This window comes from Flagellimonas baculiformis, assembly GCF_033441575.1.
Lineage (GTDB): Bacteria > Bacteroidota > Bacteroidia > Flavobacteriales > Flavobacteriaceae > Flagellimonas > Flagellimonas baculiformis.
In genome coordinates, this window is record NZ_JAUZVW010000008.1 from 1 (window position 1) to 23,935 (window position 23,935).

At 41.9% G+C, this 23,935-nt stretch carries 21 protein-coding genes; 4 read left to right on the forward strand and 17 right to left on the reverse strand.

All coding sequences use genetic code 11. The annotated features are described in order from the left end of the window. Positions 1–125: 125 nt before the first annotated feature. The 12 genes from SD450_RS12055 to SD450_RS12110 all read right to left on the reverse strand — a co-directional run bounded on the left by SD450_RS12055 (position 126) and on the right by SD450_RS12110 (position 13,607). The gene (locus SD450_RS12055) at positions 126–431 is read right to left on the reverse strand and encodes an acyl carrier protein (protein ID WP_318344706.1); all 306 of its coding nucleotides are present in this window, start codon (positions 429–431) and stop codon (positions 126–128) included. A 1-nt stretch (position 432) separates the two neighbouring features. Next, complete coding sequence (locus tag SD450_RS12060; RefSeq protein WP_318344707.1) at positions 433–1,944, reverse strand: amino acid adenylation domain-containing protein; 1,512 nt, start codon at positions 1,942–1,944, stop codon at positions 433–435. 2 nt (positions 1,945–1,946) lie between these two features. Next, positions 1,947–3,053: a GNAT family protein gene (locus SD450_RS12065; RefSeq protein WP_318344708.1), complete on the reverse strand. Its 1,107-nt coding sequence runs from the start codon at positions 3,051–3,053 to the stop codon at positions 1,947–1,949. A gap of 328 nt (positions 3,054–3,381) precedes the next feature. Next, positions 3,382–4,572: a GNAT family N-acetyltransferase gene (locus SD450_RS12070; protein ID WP_318344709.1), complete on the reverse strand. Its 1,191-nt coding sequence runs from the start codon at positions 4,570–4,572 to the stop codon at positions 3,382–3,384. Between the two features lie 54 nt (positions 4,573–4,626). Beyond that, positions 4,627–5,574 carry a GNAT family N-acetyltransferase gene (locus SD450_RS12075; RefSeq protein ID WP_318344710.1) on the reverse strand — a complete coding sequence of 316 codons (948 nt, stop codon included), beginning with the start codon at positions 5,572–5,574 and terminating at the stop codon, positions 4,627–4,629. Next, complete coding sequence (locus SD450_RS12080) at positions 5,571–6,755, reverse strand: GNAT family N-acetyltransferase (protein ID WP_318344711.1); 1,185 nt, start codon at positions 6,753–6,755, stop codon at positions 5,571–5,573. Before SD450_RS12080 ends, SD450_RS12075 begins: the two co-directional genes overlap by 4 nt. Positions 6,756–6,763: 8 nt before the next feature. Then, the gene (locus SD450_RS12085; RefSeq protein ID WP_318344712.1) at positions 6,764–7,948 is read right to left on the reverse strand and encodes a GNAT family N-acetyltransferase; all 1,185 of its coding nucleotides are present in this window, start codon (positions 7,946–7,948) and stop codon (positions 6,764–6,766) included. Further along, on the reverse strand, positions 7,945–9,174 hold the full coding sequence (locus SD450_RS12090) for a GNAT family N-acetyltransferase (RefSeq protein WP_318344713.1): 1,230 nt from the start codon (positions 9,172–9,174) through the stop codon (positions 7,945–7,947). The genes SD450_RS12085 and SD450_RS12090 overlap by 4 nt, the downstream gene beginning before the upstream one ends. Before the next feature lie 2 nt (positions 9,175–9,176). Next, on the reverse strand, positions 9,177–10,154 hold the full coding sequence (locus SD450_RS12095) for a GNAT family N-acetyltransferase (protein WP_318344714.1): 978 nt from the start codon (positions 10,152–10,154) through the stop codon (positions 9,177–9,179). Between the two features lie 16 nt (positions 10,155–10,170). After that, positions 10,171–11,175, reverse strand: coding sequence for a GNAT family N-acetyltransferase (locus SD450_RS12100; protein ID WP_318344715.1), 1,005 nt, complete (start codon positions 11,173–11,175; stop codon positions 10,171–10,173). A gap of 22 nt (positions 11,176–11,197) precedes the next feature. Next, positions 11,198–12,154: a hypothetical protein gene (locus tag SD450_RS12105; RefSeq protein WP_318344716.1), complete on the reverse strand. Its 957-nt coding sequence runs from the start codon at positions 12,152–12,154 to the stop codon at positions 11,198–11,200. A 7-nt stretch (positions 12,155–12,161) separates the two neighbouring features. Beyond that, complete coding sequence (locus SD450_RS12110; protein WP_318344717.1) at positions 12,162–13,607, reverse strand: MBOAT family O-acyltransferase; 1,446 nt, start codon at positions 13,605–13,607, stop codon at positions 12,162–12,164. A 290-nt stretch (positions 13,608–13,897) separates the two neighbouring features. Between SD450_RS12110 and SD450_RS12115 the strand changes: the two genes are divergently transcribed. Further along, positions 13,898–14,512 carry a formyltransferase family protein gene (locus SD450_RS12115; protein WP_318344718.1) on the forward strand — a complete coding sequence of 205 codons (615 nt, stop codon included), beginning with the start codon at positions 13,898–13,900 and terminating at the stop codon, positions 14,510–14,512. Then, positions 14,481–15,182 carry a sugar transferase gene (locus tag SD450_RS12120; RefSeq protein WP_318344719.1) on the forward strand — a complete coding sequence of 234 codons (702 nt, stop codon included), beginning with the start codon at positions 14,481–14,483 and terminating at the stop codon, positions 15,180–15,182. Before SD450_RS12115 ends, SD450_RS12120 begins: the two co-directional genes overlap by 32 nt. A gap of 59 nt (positions 15,183–15,241) precedes the next feature. Here SD450_RS12120 and SD450_RS12125 read toward each other — a convergent pair whose 3' ends face one another. From SD450_RS12125 to SD450_RS12145, 5 genes are all read right to left on the reverse strand, one after another. Then, entirely contained in the window at positions 15,242–16,276 is a 1,035-nt protein-coding gene (locus SD450_RS12125) for a GNAT family N-acetyltransferase (protein ID WP_318344720.1), read from the reverse strand. Between the two features lie 15 nt (positions 16,277–16,291). Next, entirely contained in the window at positions 16,292–17,359 is a 1,068-nt protein-coding gene (locus SD450_RS12130; protein ID WP_318344721.1) for a GNAT family N-acetyltransferase, read from the reverse strand. Positions 17,360–17,568: 209 nt separating this feature from the next. Beyond that, positions 17,569–18,189, reverse strand: coding sequence for an acetyltransferase (locus SD450_RS12135; RefSeq protein ID WP_318344722.1), 621 nt, complete (start codon positions 18,187–18,189; stop codon positions 17,569–17,571). A 58-nt stretch (positions 18,190–18,247) separates the two neighbouring features. Then, positions 18,248–18,850 (reverse strand): sugar transferase, encoded by a 603-nt coding sequence (locus SD450_RS12140; RefSeq protein ID WP_318344723.1) that lies wholly within the window; start codon positions 18,848–18,850, stop codon positions 18,248–18,250. Between the two features lie 225 nt (positions 18,851–19,075). Then, positions 19,076–20,224 carry a glycosyltransferase family 4 protein gene (locus SD450_RS12145; RefSeq protein ID WP_318344724.1) on the reverse strand — a complete coding sequence of 383 codons (1,149 nt, stop codon included), beginning with the start codon at positions 20,222–20,224 and terminating at the stop codon, positions 19,076–19,078. 278 nt (positions 20,225–20,502) lie between these two features. On the opposite strand from SD450_RS12145, the gene SD450_RS12150 reads away from it, so the two are divergent. Beyond that, positions 20,503–21,474: a glycosyltransferase family 2 protein gene (locus SD450_RS12150; RefSeq protein WP_318344725.1), complete on the forward strand. Its 972-nt coding sequence runs from the start codon at positions 20,503–20,505 to the stop codon at positions 21,472–21,474. A gap of 278 nt (positions 21,475–21,752) precedes the next feature. Then, on the forward strand, positions 21,753–23,864 hold the full coding sequence (locus SD450_RS12155) for a hypothetical protein (RefSeq protein ID WP_318344726.1): 2,112 nt from the start codon (positions 21,753–21,755) through the stop codon (positions 23,862–23,864). The last annotated feature ends 71 nt before the right edge of the window (positions 23,865–23,935 follow it).

Sequence of the window (23,935 nt, forward strand, 5' to 3'; positions counted from 1 at the left end):
AAGGTGGGTCACTTTCGTCCGGCCAGCTATGGTCACTTTGAACCGGCGAGGGTGGTATACTATGTCCGGCGTTTCCAACCCCATGGCACAAACATGGGCATGTCCATCTTAGACTTGCGATGGAGTTATGCTAGAATGATCAATGATTCAAGTTCCAATAGCTCGTACAGGCCTATATAGATAAATAAAGATTGCACCTTGTTCCTGATTGCCCTGACCAAGCTCCCGATATTTTCCAGGTTCATGAGGTCCATCAAAGAAAACTTTATATCGTATTTTTTTTCGATTTCGTTGATGAGCATCATGTGTGTGACCGAATCCCATCCATCCACATCCTTTGCAGTAGTGTCATCTTCCAGTTCAAACGAACTATGGCCCAGCGTATCCGTAAATATACTCTTTAACGAATCTTTTATTTCAGTATTTTCCATATCAATTGTGTTTGGTTTTTGAATCTGTAAACTGTGCCCTGAGCACTTTCATATCCACTTTATCATTTACGTTATGCGGAAACTGATCAAGGAACAGAAATTGGGTGGGGATCATATACGGGGGCAAAACTTGCCTCAAGTGGGCAATGACAGGTTCCAGATCAATTTTGTTGCCACAGATTGCCAATCCCAATTCCAGGTTCCCCATACCATCGGGAATGTCAATGACGACCACATCCACGCCCGCCAACTTTGTTTTTACATGGTATTCTATTTCTCCCAATTCAACTCGGAATCCCCTTATCTTTACTTGAAAATCAGCCCGGCCCACATACATATAATCCCCGTCGGTATCTTTATAGCAAAGATCTCCCGTCTTGTAGAACCTATGTAAAGAGCCTCCTTGTTCCCTAGTGAAAAAGACCTGTTTGTTCTTCTCTTCGTTTTTGATATATCCTGGAAATAATTGTTCCCCTGCTATGCAAAGCTCCCCGGTTTTTCCCACACCAACCTCTTCACCATTTTCGTCAATTATCATGTAGAAGGTATTGTCAAATGGTTTTCCGATGGATAGTACGTCATTTTCATGTTTGTTTTCCCCATCCTTGTTGAACAGGTACCCACCACAATATATGGTTGTTTCGGTGGGTCCATAATAGTTGATGATCTGTGCATTGGGAATGCATTTGTTCCATTCCTTCGCAATCTCCCCATAGAGTTTTCCTCCGGCAAAACATGAATACCTGACACTTGGACTAAGGATTTCCTTAAAGTATGGGCGTAGGTAGTGGATGATGGACGGCACCATGATCAAAACCGTCAATTGATATTCCGATAATAATTTTACGATCTCGAAATATTTGATGCCGTTCTTGGACAGGGTATAGACGCAGGCACCTTTCAGTAGCGGGGCCAAGAAGGAGACCACGGACATGTCGAAGGTCAGTTCGAACATTTGAAGACAGCGGTCGGAGGGTGAAAGGGCAAAGGATAGGTTCTCATCAATGGCAGCTGCAAAACTGTCCAAATTTTTGAATGTGATGGGTGCTCCCTTGGGAACGCCCGTACTTCCGGAAGTGAAAATCACGTAGGCAAAATTTTCAGGATCGACAGCCTTGGGCCGTAGATCCATTCCGTGTTTGGGCAGGTTGCCAGTGGAAAGAACCTGGAACCCTTCATCGAGGTATTTGGATGTGGACGAATCCAAGATATAGGCACTTTCCGTTTGCTCCAAAATCTCTTTATTACGGGCTTTTGGATAAATGGGGTTGATGGGCACATAGGCCTTCCCCTCAAACCACAGGGAGATAATGCCCGCATAGGTTTCCAGGTCATCATTGGTGACCACTCCTATGAATTTTTCGGAAGAGGGAACCCGGTGCTGTATAAGAGTCCTGATCTCAGAAATCTTAGCGCCCAATTGACCATAGGTATAATAAGTGCCATTTATCAGGAACGCATTCCTTAAGGAATGTTCTTCAATGGATTCTTGTAAATTTTTGAGGATTTCCATAGCTATATAAAATGTCCATCTTGCTCTGTCACAACAGCATCCCGCACCATCTCATGTATGGAATTGTGTGCCATGGATTTTTTCGTCTGTGTGTAGTGGTAAACCGTTGAAAAATTGTCCAAAAAATGCTTGGCCAGTGACGCGTTGTCCGTGAAAAAGTAAGTAATGCCCAACTTGATCATGTGCTCGTAGAGGGTTGCGCACACACTTCCCATTTCATCGAGATGGGCAAGGCCATATTTCAAATATGCGGTATGCCCTATATAGTGGAACGACACAAAACCGATATAGGCGTCGCCCCGAGTCAACATATAATTGACCATGCCTATTTTAGACCCATATCCCCTTATCAATCCTATGTTGGATTTTCTTTTGTCCAAGGGCGTCGATAAGTATTGCTTTTGATCAATTTGCCAATTGATGTATTCCCTGTTTTTTTGGACAAGGTCATTTTGAACCAAGGGTTCAATGAAGTCCCAAGAATCGGTATCCAATTGGTGGAGGTATTTTATTTTCAGGTCATGGCCAAGTTTATTGATCCGCGCTCGATTGAGCCATGAATACAACTTTACGGATGTTTTTTCCAGGCCTTTTGCGATAAATTTGATTTTTCCCAGCACAGGTAGCTTCTGTGCAAGGACATCACTGGCCAGACCAATGAACACCACATGTCTCAAATAGGTCTGAACTACGGTAAATGGCTGTTTTGCGTAGAAAGCTTCCGCATTCTGTTCATATGCTTTTACCAGCACCTTATGATGTGTGGCTTTTAGGGATTCACTGAAGACATAGGTGGAAACTACGGTACTCTTGGCAGTTTCAGAGGCCCACCATTGGGGCATCCAATATATTTTCCTATCCTCTTGTGTATGGTTGCCCCGTTGGGACAGTATATCGGGAACCAGATGGGTGAAACTCAGTATTTCCTTACTTGTCGTGGCCATGATCGCACAGAAATCGCCGTCCTCCATTCCTGGCTTTTCAACCAGCCATTGGGCTTTGTTGTCAGAAAAAGGTAGGTTATATTCACGCTTAAGGGCAGGAGTTCGTAAGTAGTCGAGGATATCTTTCTTGGTAACAAGGACCACTTTTAAATCAGTACTGTCCATACTTGTCTCTAAAGTTTATTGATCAACAAGGGTCATCATAACTAATGGGTTGTTTCAAATGGCCTGCAACGGACAATCCTTTCCCTCATGGGCCATAGATTTGCCGAATTTAATACATAGAACCGTATGTTTTCCAGATTTTGTCTTTGACCACTGTCCGCTTTTTGGAAATCATTCCAATAAGTGAACCATTTATCGGCCAGAGAACAGGACCTGTTATACAATCCCTTGATCGAAGTCGTCAAAAGAAACCTCCAATGTCCAGACAAAGAATCAAAAAAACAACCGAACATGCAATATATTATGATGTAAGGCAAAAATGTACGTTCTACGGCTCTAGTATGACGGAATCTCCAGAAGTATCAATGTTTTCCCTTTGCATCAAAAACCACTTGGATTCCAATTTCGCATAATAATGGTCCCCATCTGTTTTGAAAAATTCAACCTTGTTACGGGCCACCTCTTGTAAGTACAATAAGTCGTAGAGTGCTTTTTTCAGGCCATTGGGCAAGGGTCCGGAAAAAGGGCATGGATACAGCCCTATGTTTTTTGGAGGATGCCCCAAAAGGGAATGGGAGAATGACATCTCTTCTGCCTCATTATGCCCCTTGTTAAAATTAAATTTGAGCAACAATGTATCCTTCAGGTCATTGATTTTTTTTGATTTGAGGTATTCCTTTACCGATATGCGCCCATATTCCAATGTCCCCATAATCTTGGAGAGGGAATTCTTTTTTGGGATCAGGATGCAGTGGTCGAACTGATAGATATGGTTGCTCCATCTTCTTTTGTAATCCATGCCGCCCACTCCCATTTCAAAGCGGGAATAGCCATTTTGCAGACACCATTCCAACTGTTTGTAGATTTCTACATGCCCCAGGCCAAATTTGTTGTAGTTTATGTCAAAGGATGAAATGGAACTGAACAAAATTCCTTCCAGATGATAGTTCAGCGAGATTTCAATGGGAATGTTCCCATCAAAAATAACGAAGAAGGATGCCTTTTTTGAAAGTATCAGGTCATATGTGGAATCTTTTAGTGCCTTCCATCTCCACATTTCCTTATGGGTTTCTTCCCTTTGCTCAAAACGGTGGAGGATCATCTGCTCCAGGGATTCAAATATTCTGGTATATTCCCCGTGTTCCATCTCTCCAAAATAGTACCTGTAGGATATGGGGAAGCATATTTCCAACCTCTTGATATATCTTTTGATGATACTTCTTGTCTTTGACTTGAATTGGGATTCCATATAGGCATCAACGGATGGGAACCCTGTAAGGTCTATGGAATGCCCCCAGTTGAATTGGGGGATTTTTTTTAGGCAATATTGGTTGGGGATGTTTGCAAATTGCACATAATCGGGCATCAACCGCAAGGAATAACTGTCCCCATTGCCATGTGGGCCACCAAGGTTTCCATCAGTGTGAAGGGGGCGCCCGTTCACCATTGGTTCTGGAAGTCCGGGGGGCAGGCCCTCCCGTTCATAAAGGGCTTGGAAAATGTTTATTTTATGTAGCATCCCAAAAATGATTTCATGGTTTGAATTTTTGTCTCATTGCTTTTGTTGGTGAAATCAATCTTGTCTGTGGCGGTTCCACAGTCGATATTTCCACAGCAAAAATTTACTGGCCATATGTTGTCCCCCAATTTTTTTCAGGAAAATGATTGCATGATAACGAAGCGTATTGAGGGTCCAGACGGTACAGGCTTTGGACATTCCCAAGATATCACTGGTTTTGAACAGGCTAACTTCCCTATAGGTATAGGTGCCGTTCACCCATTTTCGTTTATGGAAAAAATCGCCTCTTCCCATGTCCACTGTGGAAATCTTTTTTTCAAAGCACCATCCCAGAACATCCAACAGCAATTGGTTGCCCAATCCGTATTGACCATATTGGACATCAAAGGCAATATTGAACAGATAAAGGATGTTTGCATTCACAAAACCGATTCCGATCCCTATGGGATCTTTGCCATGGAACCGGGCAAATATCACAGCTTCTCCCTTGGGGACCAAGGTCCTGAGCATTTTTTTATATAGGGGCAACAATGGAAGTTCGTAATTCTCGGATTCCTTTTGCTCAAAGCGGTTTGTAAGGAACATCCCAAGACGGTCGAACAACAGGGTCAGTTCCGCTTCATCCATGCTGTTGCCATAATAAATCTTGGTTGTGGAACCTATTTCCTCCCGAAGTCTTTTCCCATGTCTTCTGAACATCCGCGTCGTGGTGGGGAAATGGGATTTTAAATAGGAATCCAGATTTGGATAGAGGGAAAGGTCTATCAAAAATCCTTTGTACAGGGGGGAATCCATTTTTTTGAATGTTTTCAATTCTCCTTGCAGTACCAACTTTTGATAAGAAGGCAGGTCATAAAGGAAAAAAGGGGTGTTTGTGGGTTCACCGTCTTTTAAATTCACCTCGAAAGTCCAAGGACCTTCAATCATGGCAGAAGCAGATAAGGGCCCGGGATGGTCCTGGCCATGGGAGAGGACAATATCGAGAAGGAAGCGCAATTTCATCCGATTGAATTGTTTTTGACAAAAGAGAACAAATAGCAGTTGTCCCCGATTGTGATCAAAAATTGCCTTGGGTCATCTTTTTTTTGCGATACCTTGATGCTGTTCACGGGAAAACTGTGCTTATATGCCAGTGTGAAAATGCTATTTCTCAATTCTTTGTTGTCGGGAAATTTGCCCAAGGGATATGCATCTATTTCCAAATCAGTTTCGCAAGATATGGGAAGTAGTGGGGTTGTTTCCTTTTTTTTGATGCCCAACCCATTTTTCTTCCACGACTTGACAATTTGATGGAGCCTTAGCTGTTTGAGAACCCTTACCATGTCCAACCAAACTGTGACCCTATAGAACATCAAAAAGAACTTGATCTGGCCCAATAGGGAACCATCATGGTTCACAAAGACCAAATTGTTGGGATAAACTGAGTCTGACCATCTCTTCTTGATGTATCCATATCCCTTTAAAAGGTCATATTTTTCATAGCCGTGATCCATCATCCAATTGATGTTGTACCACATATCAAGCTTGCCAATGCGAAAGATCTCAAAATCAGGATCGAAAGCACTCAGTAGATAATAGGCAAGCTTTCCTTTCATAAGATTTATACGGATGCTGATAGGACTGCCATCTGCATGGATTACAAAGATGGAAGCCTGTTTTTGACAGATCTTGGGGTAGATGTCCCTTTTGATCTCCTCCAAATGCTGAAGCTCATAATTCTGTTCTTTTTTTTGTTCGAACCGTCGTGTCATCAAATCCCTGAGGTTTTCGAACAGGGTGTCATATTGTGTCCTGTCAATGTTTCCATAATAGGTATGGCTGTGTATGGAAAAACAGGATTCAAGCTTTTTTTTATAGCGTCTGAGCGAAGATCTGCTTTTGGCGCCCAAGTGTTTTTCCAAATACTCCCCGATGTCACTATATCCATCCAGGTCAATAACATAGGTCTGTTGGGTGGTAATGGTCCTGTATTGGAGAAAGTCAACATTGGGGTCCATTTTCATGTTGAGGTATCCGGGTACATCCTGTATGGCGAATAGTTTGGCACAGGATGCTGCAGGTGGAATGGTTTGTTTTTGATAAACTGTGGTGCCGTCCACAACATTTGTTATAGAGGCAATGCTCGGAGGAAATTTTTCAAGTGAGGCAAAGTGCTTCAAAAAAACGATGGTTTTGGGGCCCATGGATTCCATTAGTTTTTTTTCGAGTTTGTAAATTGTACTTTTTTGACCTGCCCGTTCCCTTTGAAAAAATAGATGTCCTGTTGGCCGGGGATTCCATAGACCTCCAATTCTTTTATGGGTGTCTTTGTATTGTACAGAAAATGATAGGCCGCTCTTTTAAGATATTCATGGGGTTCCGTTTCCAGATTTACTTTAGGCATATGATTTTTTGCCAATTGGATGGATTCCTCCTGACTGGGTACATCCAATTGATAAACTGAAACTTTTTTCTTCCGCCTTTTTGGTAAAAAGGATATGCCATGGTAAAGAATCCCAAATTTTCTCTTGAGGTTATAATAGACATCAAATTTGAGGGAGCACCCTATCCATGGCAGTAGGGCCAGAGGATTACGTTTTACAGAAGGTATAATAAAATGGGCCCGATATAAATAGGTGCTATCCGCGAACATTATTTTATAGTCCAAGTTCCCCCTTAGAAAGTCATGGATTTGGAATTGGTTGTTGAAGCTCCATTCAATCTGGATCAGCATATCGATAAACCCCAAGTGAAATCTCGAATAATTAACATGGAATCCCCTGACAAATGCAAAAACGAGTTTTTCCCAAACATAATTAAAGGCGATATGTATGGGCTGGCCATCACTGTAGATTACAAACATTACTGCTCGTTTTTCCGCTATCAAAATTCTACCCCACTTGATGAAATTGTCCCAGTCTTCCAAGGCGGTATGTTTCATCTGCTTTTCCTCAAACCGCTTGGTGATCATTTCCTTTAAGGCTTTCATAAGCCCGAAATATGTGCTGTCCGATAGTTCCACCCCGTAATAATAGGCATAATCGATTGAAAATATATGCTCTAGGTTCCGCTTGGCGGCCCTTATTTTGGCTCTTCGGTTGGAGCTTAACTTTTGCTTAATAAAATGGTTAAAGCCCTGGTATTTGCCTAATTCGATATAGGAGCCTTCATAAAGGGCAACTGATCTTTCAAATACCTTCCCGTTATCCCCGTGAAAGGTAACCTTCATATAATCGGGTATGTCCCAATAGGAACACGCCACCTCCGCCTCGGCTGTGGTGGAAGAACCCGAAGAAATGGGAATAATTCGCAAATGCTGACCAATATCGATAGATCTGCAATGATTCTTGATGGTACCCGATATCAATAATTCCTCAAAAAATGAATATTTTCTCATAATTTGGATTTTCGGAAATTTTGGTCCTTGTTTCCCATGATCAACAGCATTTGAGATCCCTCCATCAATATAATCGTGGAAGGTGTTTCCGAAAGGGAGAACAGATTTATACTTTTTAAGGGCTTTTTGTTTTTATGGCAAAAATCACAAATGGCCTTTCTCAGATTGGGGCAGGCAATTTCAGACCAATCCACCATAAAGCTATCATGCTCCAATGGCCCCTGTTCGGTATGTTCCAATTCCCTTAGATGAACCTGGCCATTCAATTTAGGTTTTGTGTTCCTTGGTTTGGACAGAGTGTGCCATAATTTAAGAAGTCCTACGGACCGTATAACATTATAGAGGATATAAAATATGGAAAGGATGTAATATAAGGACAATCCTTTTAGTTTTGGCCACCAAACATTGTTTCCAAAAACCAGTTGAAGGGTAAAACAATAGGGCGTGTCAGTGAATTTGTTTTTATAATTGTATTCCCCTTTCATGAAATCAAGGATTTCGAATCCCTGCTCAAAACACCATTCCACCATGTTCAACAACTCGATGGTTCCCAGGCCGAATTTGGAATAGGCCATGTCAAAGCTTCGGTTAAAACCGTGCACGACCTTCCCTAGTATAAAGTTTAGGCTTATGGCAATGGGCCTATCCCCATGATAGACTACCGAAAGGCAGGCCTCTTGGTCCAAAATTTGTTGGTAGGCACTTGCTTGGTACAGGGCCCACATCCCAGCGGTGTCATCCGTACAGCCCTTATGCGCCAAACGGGCCAAATGCATTTCTTTCAGTGTCTCAAAAAGCCGGTCGTATTCTGGCTTGTCAATGGCCCCGAAATACACCCTGTGCACAACTTCAAAGCAATGGTGGAGCAGGGCTTTGGAGCTTCTGAACTGGGCCCGCTGCTTGCCAGTGAAACGCATATCCAGATAGGATCTGTAATTTGGGTACGCCTTTAGGTTGATCAGGGAACCGGGAAAGGTTTTTATCGTTTTGACCTTCAAGTTGCCTCCAAGAACATATTGTCCCTTTATATATCCGGGCATGCTGGATAGGAGCATGGGTTTATCCAGATTCTTTTTGGATGCCGTGTTTTCCGATTCCACAAATTGGATACACTCCCCGGTAAACATATTGCTCAAGAATTCAAATAGTGAAGCTCCCTTTCTGTGTAGAAGGGTGGATTCATGAAAATCCACGGCTCTGAAAAGTTTGTGCTTACCTTTGAACATGGTTAAAGAGGGCTATTGGACTGAATTGGATCGTTGAATGTTTTCCTGTGCCTTTTATAGAGCCATTGGTCAACGTTGATTATATTTCCCAATATCCCAAGGTCCCTTAGTTTTTGAATTGTATTGTACTTCAGGGCCAAGGCACCTGCACATAGGGTCAGTGAAAGGGAATTCTTGGGATAGATCAGATCATGGTATAGACGGTACCTATGGTTGCACCATTTTTCCTTATATGCGCTTTCGCCCTTGGAAAGGTCGAGAATCGATTTTTCATGGTCCAGGCACCATTCCAATTGAAAATACAGCATGAGGTCCCCCACATTATATTTGGAATACTCCTGGTCAAAGGTCTGTATGTGGCTGAAGACACTGGATTCAAGAATATAATCCAGGGCCATCCCGATGGGTTTTCCGTCCACTTGGATAAGGAACAATAGAGCCTTTCCCTCCACCAATCTTGGATATGCCTGAAGGTACAGCCCCTGCCAGTCCATGAGATACCGGTTCAGGATTTTCTTTTTGTCGAACCTTCTTTTTAAAAGTTCATGGAAGGTTTCAAAAGCCTCTTTATAGACTCTTTCCTGTAAAGGTCCCATCAGTACTTTGTACTCCACCGTCCCCAAGCTTTCCAGTTTTTTCTTTTTTGCCTTGAAATTCTTTATGTTACGCCTACTCAATTGTCCCCGAAGAAAATCCTCAATTCCAGTATATGCTTCCAAGTTTACCAGGGAGCCATGGTATTGGGGAACATGTAGAGATTTCATTCCAACGGGCAATTTGGTCTCAAAATAGAGGTAATCCGGTATATCCTTGACCAGATTAAGGCCCTTGTAGATGTTTGCACGGTCCAGGGCAATGGAGTTTAGAGAGCTGCCCAAAAGCCTGTTGTGGACCTTTCCGGTACACATACCATGGACGCGATGTTCCAGATAGAACTGAAAGATGCATTCATGGATCTGCATGTTGGAACCTTTGCTCATCGTATATTTTAGTATTTCAAGATTTTGGTCTAAACCTATATCGTATTTTATGAACGGTTTCCTGGAGGTTATATTTTCGCGCCCAGAACTTGAGAATGAACTTAAGGGCCAATGTCCTGGCCAGGAGGTTGCTCTTCAAATTTCTGGAATCGTACCAAATGTGGTATTCAAACATATATGAGCTATTGCTCCATTGTTTTTTATACTCGTAAAACCCTTTTGAGAAATCCAGGATCTTGAAATTGTTCCCAATACACCATGCAATCTGTTCCATTAGGCTAAGGGTCCCGATACGGTACTTGGAAAAAGCTATATCAAAGACCCGTATGACATCAAAGGCCCGATCCCCAGAAAAATTCAAAAGTGTGATTGCCACGGGACGGTCCTCAACATAGGTGACAAACATGCCGGCCTCTTTGTCCTTCAGCATGGGAAAGGTCACTGCCTTATAAAATTGCCATTCAGAGGGGTCGAGATTATTGTTCACAATTTGTTTGTCTTCAAACCTCTTGTGCAATAGGGAGTGAAATTGCTCGAACAAGGTTTCATATTCCTCAACGGAAATATCGCCCCATACCATTCTGTACGCTATCTTATGGTCCCTATGCAATCTGTTCCTGTAGTTTCTGAGTTTTGAACTGGTGCGTTTACTGATCTGTTCCGCCATGTAGTCTTCTAGGGTGGTACAAACTCCAAAATCGCAAAAAAAGCCTGGGTATTGTGGAACCTTTTTAAAGCGGAATCCATGAACAGACCTGGCCTCGGGTGCATGCAGATCGGGAACATCATTGATAAGAAGCACTTTGTTCTTCAAGGGCTCAAGGGCCCCCTTTGGATTGACCCCATAGGACACCCCCTTGGTATTTGTACCCCCGACATTCGTCCATAGGAGAGCTGTCCTGGATTTGCAAAACTCAACACCTGTAATAAATTCCTGAGCCAATAATTCCCCTTCCGGTGGGAAGTGTTCCAACCAAATGGACTTGAAAGTTTTGTTCTGATATGGGGAACTGAACTTCATACTTGATTTCTAGATATCGGTTTCAGGGTTCATACGCCTCCGTGGTCCCCCCATTGCTTAGGATATCCTTTGCCAATTGAGTGCTGAATTCCTTGGCCGTTTCGGAGTATAGGTGAGAGCCATCATAGGTTGCAAACTTTCCACCTTTCTGGGAATAATCAAAATAGGGGATATTTTTCTCCAATGCGACACCCCGGATATAGCTGTTGAATTCCTTCCAACTTTGGTTTTCGAAATTAAGAATTTCCCGGTCAACTGGCATTCTTACCAAATAGACTGACCCCTCACTTTGGAGAAACTCAATGGTTTTCACAAACCATTCCTTGCGGTAAGGCTTTATTTCCAACTGGGACAATTGCCGGTGATAGTAGGCAAGATTCTGTCTTTTCCAATCTCCCATGAGCGTCTTGCCTATGGGTGTGGACTTGGATTCAAGGGATATTTCGTTCCAACCATTGTTGTGAGCGGTGAGGTTATCCCAATTTCGATTTTCAATCAGGGCAGTGTATAGCCCGTTTCCGTAACAGTTCATTATATAACTGTAATTGGGGTTGGATGTGAAATCCTTGGTTTTTCCAATTCCCGTTTTTGAATCCATCGCAGCGATTCCCTTGTTCCCGAAACCCATAGGTGCCGTAAAACTTCCTGGAGAAACCGTGATTATAAAAATTCGGTTTCCAGGTGCTGTATTGAGTTTCTTTTTTATGGCCTTGAAATAAGTTTCCCCAAAATTGTATTGGTTGGAGGCAAAGTTTATCAAAGGTCCATTAAAGGTTTCTTCTGGCATATGGTCCTCAATGGTCTCGGGATCAATGCCAAGGTCGGCCCTGGAAAGGCCAATGATCAGGCTGCCGGCTTCCTGGGTGAATTTCTGGTAAGTCATGTCCACATAGCCTTTGGAGAGTTGATCAACCAATAGAAAATAGCCTCCCCCCAAAAACGAACAGAAAAAAATTGTTTTTAGAATTAATTTCTTCATGGTTGGATCAAAATTGAAAATAAATGAAACTCTGTTGGCTGTTCACCCCGAACAGCAATATAAGTATCAGATAGATAAAATAAATGGACCATCTGGCCCATACTGGTTTCGCCTCGACCAATTCATAAATTTTATTGTTTCCTTTGTAATAATGTACCAACTGTACCCCTAAAATCAAAGCAAAGCTCAAAATCAGCTCAAAATAATTGTTGAGGATGTTAAAGTGAAGGTTGGGCCAAATAAAGAGATTCTGGAAATATGTCACGGCATCCCCAATACTTGGTGCCCTAAAGAATATGAGGGAGAGAAGCATAAATGAAAATGCAGCCCCCCAACCCAAAAGTCCCCTTATCCTTGGACCCACGCCCAAAAATTCAAATACTCGTTTGCGAAGGGTATAGGTCATCATTTCTACAATCAAGAACACGGCATTGAGAATTCCCCACACGACAAAGGTCCAGTTGGCCCCGTGCCATAGTCCCATGACAGAAAAGACGATCAAAACGGCCAATGCCCGGTCGATATTTGCATTTCTTGTAAGGGGACGATATAAATAGTCCCGGATCCAATGGGTCAGTGAGATGTGCCAACGTTGCCAAAACTGGGTTATGCTCTGGGAGAACAGCGGCCTGTTAAAGTTGTTGGTCAAGACGATCCCCATGCACTTTGAGGCACCAATGGCAATATAGGTATAGCCTGCAAAATCAAAATAGATCTGAAAGACGAAAAAGAAAGCGGCCAGGATCAAGGGCAGGCCCCTGTTGCCCTCGGGATCGGCATAGGCAACATCAACATACATGCCCAACCGGTCTGCCACGACGATCTTCATGAAAAAACCCCAAGCCATAAAAATGAGGCCTCTCTTTATTTGATGGGCATCAGGGAGTACAATTTTTTTGAACTGTGGCAACATTCGGGAGGCCCGTTCGATAGGACCGGCCACCAATTGCGGAAAAAAGGCCACGAAGAGGGCAAATCGGCCAAAGTGTTTTTCAGGATGTACATTCCCCCTGTACACGTCTATGGTATAGCTCATGGTTTGGAAAGTGTAGAAACTGATTCCGATAGGTAAAAGGATCTGGTCAATCCGATACCCTTGTATCTTTTCAGCTGCCTCTACTTGGATTCCGAATTGTTCCAACAATCCATTGAGGGAATCCCATAGAAAAAACAAATATTTAAAGCTGACCAGAATCCCTATATTGATTATGATACTGGTCCATAGAAAGATTTTTTTGGTTCTCTGGTTTTCAGTGGTTCCGATTTTCAGCCCACAATAATAATCCGTCAGCGTGGAAAACATGAGCAAACCGATCAGGTATGGCTCCCCGACGGCATAAAAATAATAACTGGCCAGTACCAAAAACAACCAACGGCTTCGGTGGGGCAGCACATAGTACAAGATGAGTACAACTGGGAAGAAAATCAGAAATTCAAAAGAGTTGAAAAGCATAGCTTGTCCTTGATTCAGGTAAATGTACAGTTAAAAAGGAAGTCCAAACCAGAAAAAGGCTGATCTTGAAGGTTTCATCGATGAACATCCAAACCTATTACCAAGTACTAGCAGTTACTTGTAATGACTTGTTTGGTATCGGTACTTACGCTTATATTAGTTGGCTGAACTTATGGGGTAATGAGAATGTTCAACTCAGTGCGTCACAAATTCTCTCGGCTTTGGTCAATATGTTGATAATGAGGAGCGAATATTAGTGTAGGTTCAGAAAAAAATAATGCAATCAACCTATGGGTATAGAGAACGGACAAACAATTAGATGGGCCTTTTTATGCAGTTTTTGGGGTAAAAATGCAAAGGATGCCATCTGTTGGCACGTGGAGAGAGACCTAGTTGACAAAATAGGCGTATTGGTTTATGAGCAAGAAGAATGTGGTGCGGCCATCGAGGCGGAAAAGCACGGGATAAAGACAGTTTTTTTGCCAGTGGACAGGTTTGGGAACAAAAAAAGCCATCAGGCGGAAATTCTGCAAGTATTGTCCCAAGAAAAAATATCGCATGTGTTCCTATTGGGATTCCAACATTTGATCCTTGGCGACATGCTACGATCTTTTCCCAATAGGATCGTGAACATCCATCCGTCCCTCTTCCCTAGTTTTTTGGCAACAAAAACTGCCATCCAGGATGCATTGGACTATGGCGTGAAGGTATCTGGAATAACGACCCATATCATAGATGACAAGTTTGACAGGGGGGTCATCCTCTGTCAGGAGCCCATCCGAATCGAACAAACGGACACCTTTGAAACATTGTACCCGAAATTCTCCCACAAAGGACTGGATATCATAATCGACACGATGAAGATGATGGAGGATGGGAGCTGGAAAAAGCAACAGAAACATTAAACAAGTCGATGTGTATAAGAATGGTTTAAAAAGGTCACTTGACTTTCTGACATCCCTTTTTGGGATTCTGCTACTTTCCCCATTTTTCATTGTCATAACCATTGTTTTATGGATCGACTTTAAGGGGAATCCTTTTTTTAAACAGGATAGGCCAGGAAAGGATGAAAAGATCTTCACTATCCTTAAGTTCAAGACCATGAACGATAAAAAGGACAAAACAGGCAATCTGCTTCCGGACAATCAACGGATCACCAAAATGGGGAGGTTGATAAGGAAAACCTCTTTGGACGAGATTCCCCAGCTCTTCAATATACTGAAGGGCGACATGAGCTTGGTGGGGCCTAGGCCTTTGCGGACCTTCTATCTTCCCTACTACAATGAGGTCGAAAAACTGCGGCATACTGTCCGGCCAGGTATAACAGGCCTTGCCCAGATTTCGGGAAGGAACTATCTCACGTGGGAGGAAAGGTTCGGTCTGGATGTGGAATATGTAAGGAATGTAAGTTTGCGCATGGACTTTAAGATTTTGGTGGAAACTTTCAAAAAGGCAGTCACAGGAAAAGATGTTGCAGAAGATCCTGACGCCTTTATCGAACATTTTGACAGCTACCGCAAAAAACAAATGTCCGAAGGTGTTTTTTCCAGTAACCAGGACCAAGATGTCGAGTGAATTGTTACGAATGGCCCAGGGGTGACCGATTCCTGTCAAAATGGAATACGTTCAGCACCTTATTTTAAGTTGCTTCGGTATTTTGGAAAATAATTGGGTTTCCCTGAATTGGGTTCTGGAGAATACCTTTTGCAAAGCCTATCATAAGCTTCCCGATCGGCAATGAACTTCCATACCTGAAACGGCGCACTGTTTTGGGAGAAAGAGGCCTTAAATTCATACAGGGAGTCGTTTTTGCTCCCGACACCGCCGCCAAGATTGAAATAACGATGACCATTGGAAGCTCCTTGTCTCCTGACATGGTCGATCACTGTGCGGATGGGGGAGAGGTGACGATATTTATCTGATGTGCCCGATAAATGATACTGTATGATATGGTTTTGGGTAGCTACTATGAAGGCACCGGAAGCGACTTCCTTCGAATCTTTGGAAACGGCAAATACAAATCGGGCATCAAAATTTTCATTTTGGACGAGGTCCATGAAATAGGGGAGCTTGAAATAATAATTGGGTTCTGCATGGATCCTATCCATAGTTTGATAATAGATGTCCATAAATTTTTTGGCATCTTGCTCTGTTTTTCCCTCCTGTATATCAAAAAGTTGCTGGTTCCGTTTGACGTACCTCAGGGTCGTTTTTGAGTACTCCTCCAAATGATCATCGGGTTTCCCCAAATCGAAATAGACAATCCTCCCGAGGTTCTCGATATCGCCAAACCCGACAAGAAGACTATTCTGTTCACTGATGAACGGGTTCATACTCGAAAAGGCGCTCACTATCCTGTTCTTTGCAAAGAACTGAGCCAGCTGTCGGTGCCATTCAGGTAGAAGGTTCTTCCACCCATCCATTTTTGTGACCAAGGGGCCGACATAGCCATACACAGAGGTCACATCAAAATAACCGCTGTCATTGATGGGGCGGATCACTAAGGGGAATGCAATGGAAACCCCGTTGGAAGTATAGGACAGTAGCACGGCCTTTTCATCCTCCTTTATGTTGGCCTTATGATAGTCAAAGGAATGGTAAAAGTCAATTTCACCGAAACGTTTCACCGTCCGGTCCCAATCATTTTTATGGGTAATTACTTCTAACATCCGTCTTTTTACTATTTATATGGAACCCTTTCGATATAGTGGGAAAAATGGGAGGTTCCCAGTTTCTGTACTAGTGTCCGAAGAAAGTGCACTTAATCTATGATACCCGTCCATGTCCACTATTTTTCTGCCGGTATAAAAGGTCCGGTCCGACGAATTTGGAAAAAGCGACTTCTTGAATTTGTAAAGTCCGTCCCCATTCGTAATTCCGCCTCCAAGTATATAGTGTTTGTCACCCCTTTCAATTCCCCAGCGGATCACTTCCACTCTTAAAAAATCGTTGGGCCTGTAATTGAAATAGTCGGACAAGGTCCCGCCCAAATAACCATAGATACAGCCATCCAAATGGATTATCAATTCTGTTGACACAGGAATGCCGTTGGTGTACACAAAAACCAAGCTAAAGCTTTCATTGTGGTTAAGTATCAGATTTTCAAAATGTTCCAAAGAGAAGAACATTGCTTTGGAAGCCTCGTTGCGTACCATGGTACTGACATAAATATGGTAAAAATCCGAAACGTGCTCTTTGGTAATGTGGTCATTGGAGAAAAACCCCATCGTAAGATCGGCCTTGGCCGCTTTTCGGTAGTTGTTCCTTACTTTTGGCAAAAAGGATTCCCATTGGGCATCGAAAGTGTCCATGAGCGTTCCATACACATTGTCAAGAGTGGGCAGTATAGTGCCTGAATAGTGTTGATGGTTACCATTAAGGTGGAACCTTACAAACTCTGTTATGATGTGGTTCTCCCGATACCAGCCGTCAACTGCCCTCCAAAAGGTTTCTACCACTTGTTGGGCCGTGCCTTTTTTGAACAAGGGTCCACTATAGCCATAGGGGGAGATGACATCCAGCAAGGGTTCGTCTGTCATCTCTATTTCCCTGACAACCATAGGCATTACAACGGTTGATTTTCCACCGACCGTAAAGTTAAAGGCAATAAGCCTGTTCGTGCCATTACGGTGATGACGGAAATAATCATATAGATAGTAGGGATTGTCGTCCCATTCCTCCTTGATCAGGTTCGTATAAGTATATAGTCCATCCTTATCGTCAAGGTTCAGTACTTCGAGCTTAAAATCCATAGGTGGTTATGGTTTGGTGATTATGGCTTTAAAGTGTTCTCAAATACATTGTCATTTGTCGATTTCTCGTTTTACAATGTTTTAGGTCTTTATATCATAGGCTCCTTTATTTATTTCTGTTGTCCTTAAAATAATGATATATGAGTGAAATGTCTTGGTTCGGGTTCTTTCCATTTTTTGGAAGGCTTCCCTGAGATATTAACATACTTTTATGTGTTATATTTTATGATCCTTCCAGGATTGCCCACCACAACGGCAAAATCGGGAACATCCCTAATGATTACTGAACCTGCCCCCACAGTGCACCATTTTCCGACCTTTACCTTTGGGATAACGATTGCCCCTGTTCCCATATGCGTCCCTTCTCCTATTGTCACTTGGCCAGCCAAGGAAACATTTGGGGATATGTGCACAAAGTCCTCTATGGTATTGTCATGGTCCACCAAGGCACCGGTATTGATAATGACATGGCGACCTATGGTGCTACCGGCCTGTACTATCCCACCTACATTCACCACGGTTCCTTCGCCTAGTTGGGCATGACGGCTTATCACAGCGGTGGGGTGCACAAGAACTTCAAAACGGGAGTTCAGCTTGTGGGCCAGCTTTGCCCTTACATGGTTGTCGCCTATGGCAACTATCATGGGCTCGCTGTCGGAAAAAAAGTTTTCCTTGTCAACGGAAAGTTCTTGTATGTCCGCTCCATCATTCAAACTCGTCTGGTCAGGATAGTCGTCATATATTTTGGTAATGGTGTATCCAAGGCTCTCCGCTATGTCCATGATGACCTTGGAATGTCCCCCTGCACCGTAGATTTTTATTTTTTTCATAGGATAGTGTCGTATTGATAAGAATGTTTTGAGGGTAAAAAAGTACAAAGAATATAACTCAATTTCCTTCCCAAACGGGCATTGTTTTATCAATCCCTTGGTTGATGTCCTTTTTCTTGACCACTTTGATCAATGTCAGATACAATATTTTTAGGTCCAATGAAAATGAAAGATGGTCAACATACCAAACATCCAACTCAAATTTTTGGGTCCAACTGATACTGTTTCTCCCATTTACTTGGGCCCATCCTGTAATCCCAGGCCTTACCAAATGCCTTTTGCCCTGGACCTCATTGTACAACGGCAAGTATTCTACCAGCAAGGGTCTTGGACCGACCAGGCTCATATCACCTTTTAACACGTTCACCAATTGCAAAAGTTCATCCAAGGAATATTTGCGGATAAGGTGTCCTGCCTTTGTTACCCGGTCTAGGTTATGTACATCCACTGTTGAGCCTGGATCCAAGTCCCTCATTGTCTTAAACTTGATGATCTTAAAAATTCTGCCGTTTTTTCCTGGACGGGGTTGGAGGAAAAATGGAGTGCCTTTGTTGGTCAGGGTCAAAACAATGATGATGACTACCAGTAGGGGAGATACCAAGACAATCAGCAATAGGGAAAGTACAAAATCGATAAGAGGCTTAAATAAATGATTGTACATGGTAAAACTGTATTATTTGGGGTTAGAATACACGATTGTCCAGCATTTAAAAGTAGGTCAGCAATATAAAATTATGCTACAGGAGCCAACTCTTCTCTATATTATGGTCAAAGAAGCGAAAAAAATAGATGAATGGACTTTAGAAATGTACGAACAATTATTCAAGTTTATCCGTTTCGCTCTAAAATATGCTTACAGGACCTGTTATGCTGCAAGGAACGGATTTCATTCCAGACTCCTATATTCCTTAAGGAGTTCTTCCCAGATAAAGGCCCTCTGGAAGCGGTCTTGGATAAGTTGTCTATAGGTGGATTTCGCTTTTGTAAGTTCATCTTTGTGCTCTACGGCATATTTCATGGCCACATACAATGCATTTGCATCTTTTGGAGGTACTATCATTCCGTTTACCCTCTCTTGGATGATTTCATTGCATCCATTTATATCACTGACTATGCTGTACAGACCCATGGCCCCGGCTTGCATGACCACATTTGGAAACCCTTCCCTGTAACTTGGAAAAGTGAGGCAATCACTGATTCCAAAATAGGGACGTACATCATCTACCCAACCGACCCATTTGATCTTGTCCGATTTTAAGATAAATTCTTCGGTCTCGGGCATAAGGGGGTCAAGTTCTTTTTCAAGATTGCCTACCAAGAGCAACTGAACGTTTTCATACTCTTCGAGTATCTTTCTGAAAGCAACTATGAGTTCGTTCAGCCCTTTATCCCCAACTATTCGACCAACAAAAACAAAAACAAAATCGTCATTGGAAATTTTCAATCTGTTTCTGAGCTGGGCCAGTTCGGACACATCGTTCAATTGTGGGTCGAAATAGGAAGTGTCGATTCCATTGGAACTGCCATGGCCGATCACCCTAAGTTTGCCCGGTTTGGTAAACTTATGGTCCAGGACTATTTTTTTCAATCCCATCGAATTTGGATACACCCGGGTAGCGCAGGCATAGGTGATTTTTTCCACGGTGTTCAGCAGCATTCTTTTTAAGCCGGTGGATTCTACCAAGGGCAGCCCGGCTATGGTATGCAGGCGATGCGGCACGCCGGCCAGTCTGGCGGCCATCATGCCAATGGTGCCGGCTTTGGGCGTATGCGTGTGGACAATGAAGGGCTTTTCCTTTACCAGCACCCGCCATAATTTTATCAGGGCGACCACATCCTTTATGGGCGTGATCTTCCGGGTAAGTTCGATGGGGATTACCCTGATCCCTTCCTGTTCCCCGACCAAACTTAATTTTTCCGGATCTGCCGAAACCCCTATTACTTCATAATATTGGTTCATGAATTTCGATTGCCCTTGCAACAGACCGCCCAAAGAGATCGGTATTGTGGTAACCCTTATTATTTTCTTTTTCATTTTTTTAGCAATCTAATTTGAAAATGATTTTTTTAAAGATTTTTTGAGGCAAAAAGTATTTTTGACCTTGGTAAAGATAGTCCCATAAATTACCTAAATATGAATAATGGCCAAATTTTAGATTTAAGGAACAAATAAGGGATAAGATGTCTAACTAGGATAAAAAATGCTACCCATGATATGATTTATGTAATTAATAAGTATTTTCGATTTCAATGGATGTCAATTTGAACTTATAGATATTATCCCTTTTTTTCCCATTTATCTTTGACTTGTTTATGAAACTGAGTTTTGTTATCCCAGCATATAATGCAGAAAAATTTATTGTTAGATGTATAAAATCTATAACCGAACAAAAAGGGGTTGATGGTAAGAGTTATGAGATTATTGTAGTAAATGATGGCTCTAAAGATGGAACTGAAGCCATATGTCTGGAACTAGAAAATGAACATCCTCAGCTTCACCTTTATAATAACGAAAATCACGGTCCAGGATATACTCGTAATTTTGGAATGAAAAAGGCACAAGGGAAATATGTTTGGTTTGTGGACTCTGACGATTATCTAGAAAATGGAATATTGTCAAATGTTATGGACGAGTTGGATTTGAATAAACCCATGTATGTTGTTGGGTTCAAACATGTCACAGAGTCAGGTGAAGAAATGAGAAAGATGAAGTTTGGACATCAAATTCTGACTTCTTCAGAGTTTTTAAATCAAGGGAATTATGTTAATTACGTTTGGTGTAGGGTCATAAGAAGGAATCTTTTTGAAAAGCATCAAATACTTTTCCGTGAAGATGCTATAACTGCTGAGGATTTTCATTTGATATTCAGACTAATGAAAGAAGTTGAAGAATTGAAATGTATTGATAGGATATGCTACAATTATGTTCTTAATCCAAAATCTCTAATGAATTCACGTTCGCAAGAGCATATGAAACGCCTGGCTTATTCTACACTATTGATAGGTAGGGATTTAAGAACAGAGTTGAACAATATCAATGATTCAAAAAAAGCAGAGGCTTTTGAAACGTGGTTGAGCAATTATCTATATGGTTTTCTATTTAGCTTATATAGATTTAAATACAGCCCAACTTTTGTGATAAAAATGCTTGATCAGTTAAAAAGAGATGATAATTATCCGGTAAATGCTCATTTGTTGAGTCTGAAACGGAAGCTTTTTACTACCATGGCAAATCAACGCTTTTTGTTTGTATTTTTTATCAAAATGCGTCGTATCTTCTTTTAAACACCCAATACATTTATTCGGGGCTAAATATATTGCTTCAATTTTTGTGGGCTTTAACTCAAAATGGAAATATCTACATAGTTCCCCTGGCAGACATGGTAAAGTCTATTTCTACATAATCCAATAAGTGTATTTCAACGATTTTTTTGTTAAAAAATAGACCTACAGCATCCAAAAGATGCTCGAAGCCCGTATCATGCTGTGTATTTCATCGAAAAAAAGACCCATTTTGTCGTTTTTTCAGTTAAAAGAATCAATTTTGATTTAATAAAAATTGTATGCAGCAAATGAACACCCCAAAACTGCTATTATATTCCCTGGTATTTTTATTATTCATCAATACAACATTGGTGTCTTGTGCCAAGGACGAAGCATTTATAGACCTGGTAGGTCTTGACGACGATAAAGATGGGACCGACCCGGACGGAAACGGTTCGGAAGATCCCGATCAAGGAGGAGGAGACCCAGATCCTGGAAACGGTGACGATGGTTCCCAAGATGGTGACAGTGGGCCTGATTTTGATTCTTCTGAAGGATTAAAAATAAGTACGACCCCTTGCGATTTTACCTTGAGCGCAGTTGAAGCCAATGCTACAGTCGAAATTGATTGCCGTATGGACCTGGGAGGCCAGACCATTACACTTCCAGCCGGGGTTACCCTCATTTATAAAGAAGGGGAGATAATCAATGGGACCCTGAATTTTTCTGGACAAGGTGTTATTGACGGAAAACTGTTGAACAAGGACTTGACCATTGAAGGGGATGTTCGATTGAGTGACCCTATTTTTCAATTTTACCTAGAGCGTTGGGATATTGTTCAAGGAAATGTTGATATGCAAAGGGCAAAGGATAACAGTCTTGGAATACAAGCGGCGATTGACCTAGTCCATACTCTGGGAGGGAGTACCTTTGAAATTGATGTTTTGGACGCTTTTTTTTATGGAAAGGGTGTTTTCAATTACAACATAGTGATGCCTTCCAATTTTCATTTAAAAATGACAGAGAACACCCATCTTCGAACTTTTCCATCAGTTGATGAATATTCTACTTTCTTGATAATGATCCAAGGTGTGGAAAACGTTCGGGTATCTGGAGGATTTTTACATGGGGATAGGGACCTTTATGGAAGAAAAGATAATTTGCCAGGCAGCCATACAATGAAAATTAAGACAGGTGTGAATGTCGTGATTGAAAACGTGCATATGAGCAACGCCACACAAGATGGTTTGGCGATTGAGAGTAATGGTTTTGCTTACGATCCCAACTATGTTGGCTCTAGTAACATCCTGATTAAAGATTGTGTTTTTGACTCAAACAGGAGGATTAATTTAACAATAACTGATGGCCATGATATTACTATTGAGGGATGTACTTTTATAGATGGTGGAATTGACACCCCTAATTCCAACTCTTCTGCACCGTCATGTAACTTGAACATAGAACCTCATCGCTCTTGGAGTGCAGGAAATCTTATTGAGTATCAAAGAGTAAGTGATGTGACGATTCGTAACAATAAGCAATATCTAAGGGATGCCTCTAACACTAAGGCCGGAGGGTTTTTGCTCTCTCACGGATATGGGCCTATTATTGTGGAAAATAATGAAATGACATATTGCGGTGTATCTTTCACTACAGTTGATGGTGCTATTATCCGAAACAATACCATAGTTGGAGGAGGAATAAATGCAGGGAATGCAGGTAATTTTGATAGGACAGATTTTGTGTATGGCAATGAGATTTATGGAAACAAAGTTATTAATGAAGGGGGAACGGCCCTAAATGTTGCAGGTAATGGCGTTTTGGTACGTGACAATGAGTTTGAAGGTGCCGTAGGTGTAGCTTTTGGAACAGGTGCCACAAATTCAAGCTATGGAACGTCAAATTCTACATTTTCAAACAATATTATAAAGGCTAGTAGTCAGGGAATCAGGACTACCAATACAATCAAAAATGTATTGATCGACTCTAATGAAATACATATGTTACAAGGTTCAAGCTTTGCTTTAAGTCTTGGGAACACATGGAATGAAACTTCCAATGCCAATTTTGTGGTAAGGGGTAATGTAGTAACTGGTGAAAGTTCAAACACAGGTGCTCCGGGAGTATTGATTGCAGCAAATTCTATTGAATTTTCTGAGAACAATATTGGAGATTTGCAGATAAACGGAGGTGAAAATATGGAACTGACAGGAAACATTATCAATGCGCCCATAGGTGCACATGGTATATTGTTTTATTCAGATGCTCCAAACAGTACAGTAGCTGATAATAGTATTACAATTTACCCATCCCGAACACCATTGAATGTGCAGTGCATTACACAAGCAAATGGCGTTTCGCTTTCTAGTTCGGTCAATATTTCTTCCAATAATACATGTACGGAACAGTAATAATTTAAGTACAAAACAATATAGGTGGAAAGGATTCAATATGTACAAACTATTGAATCCTTTTTTGTTCC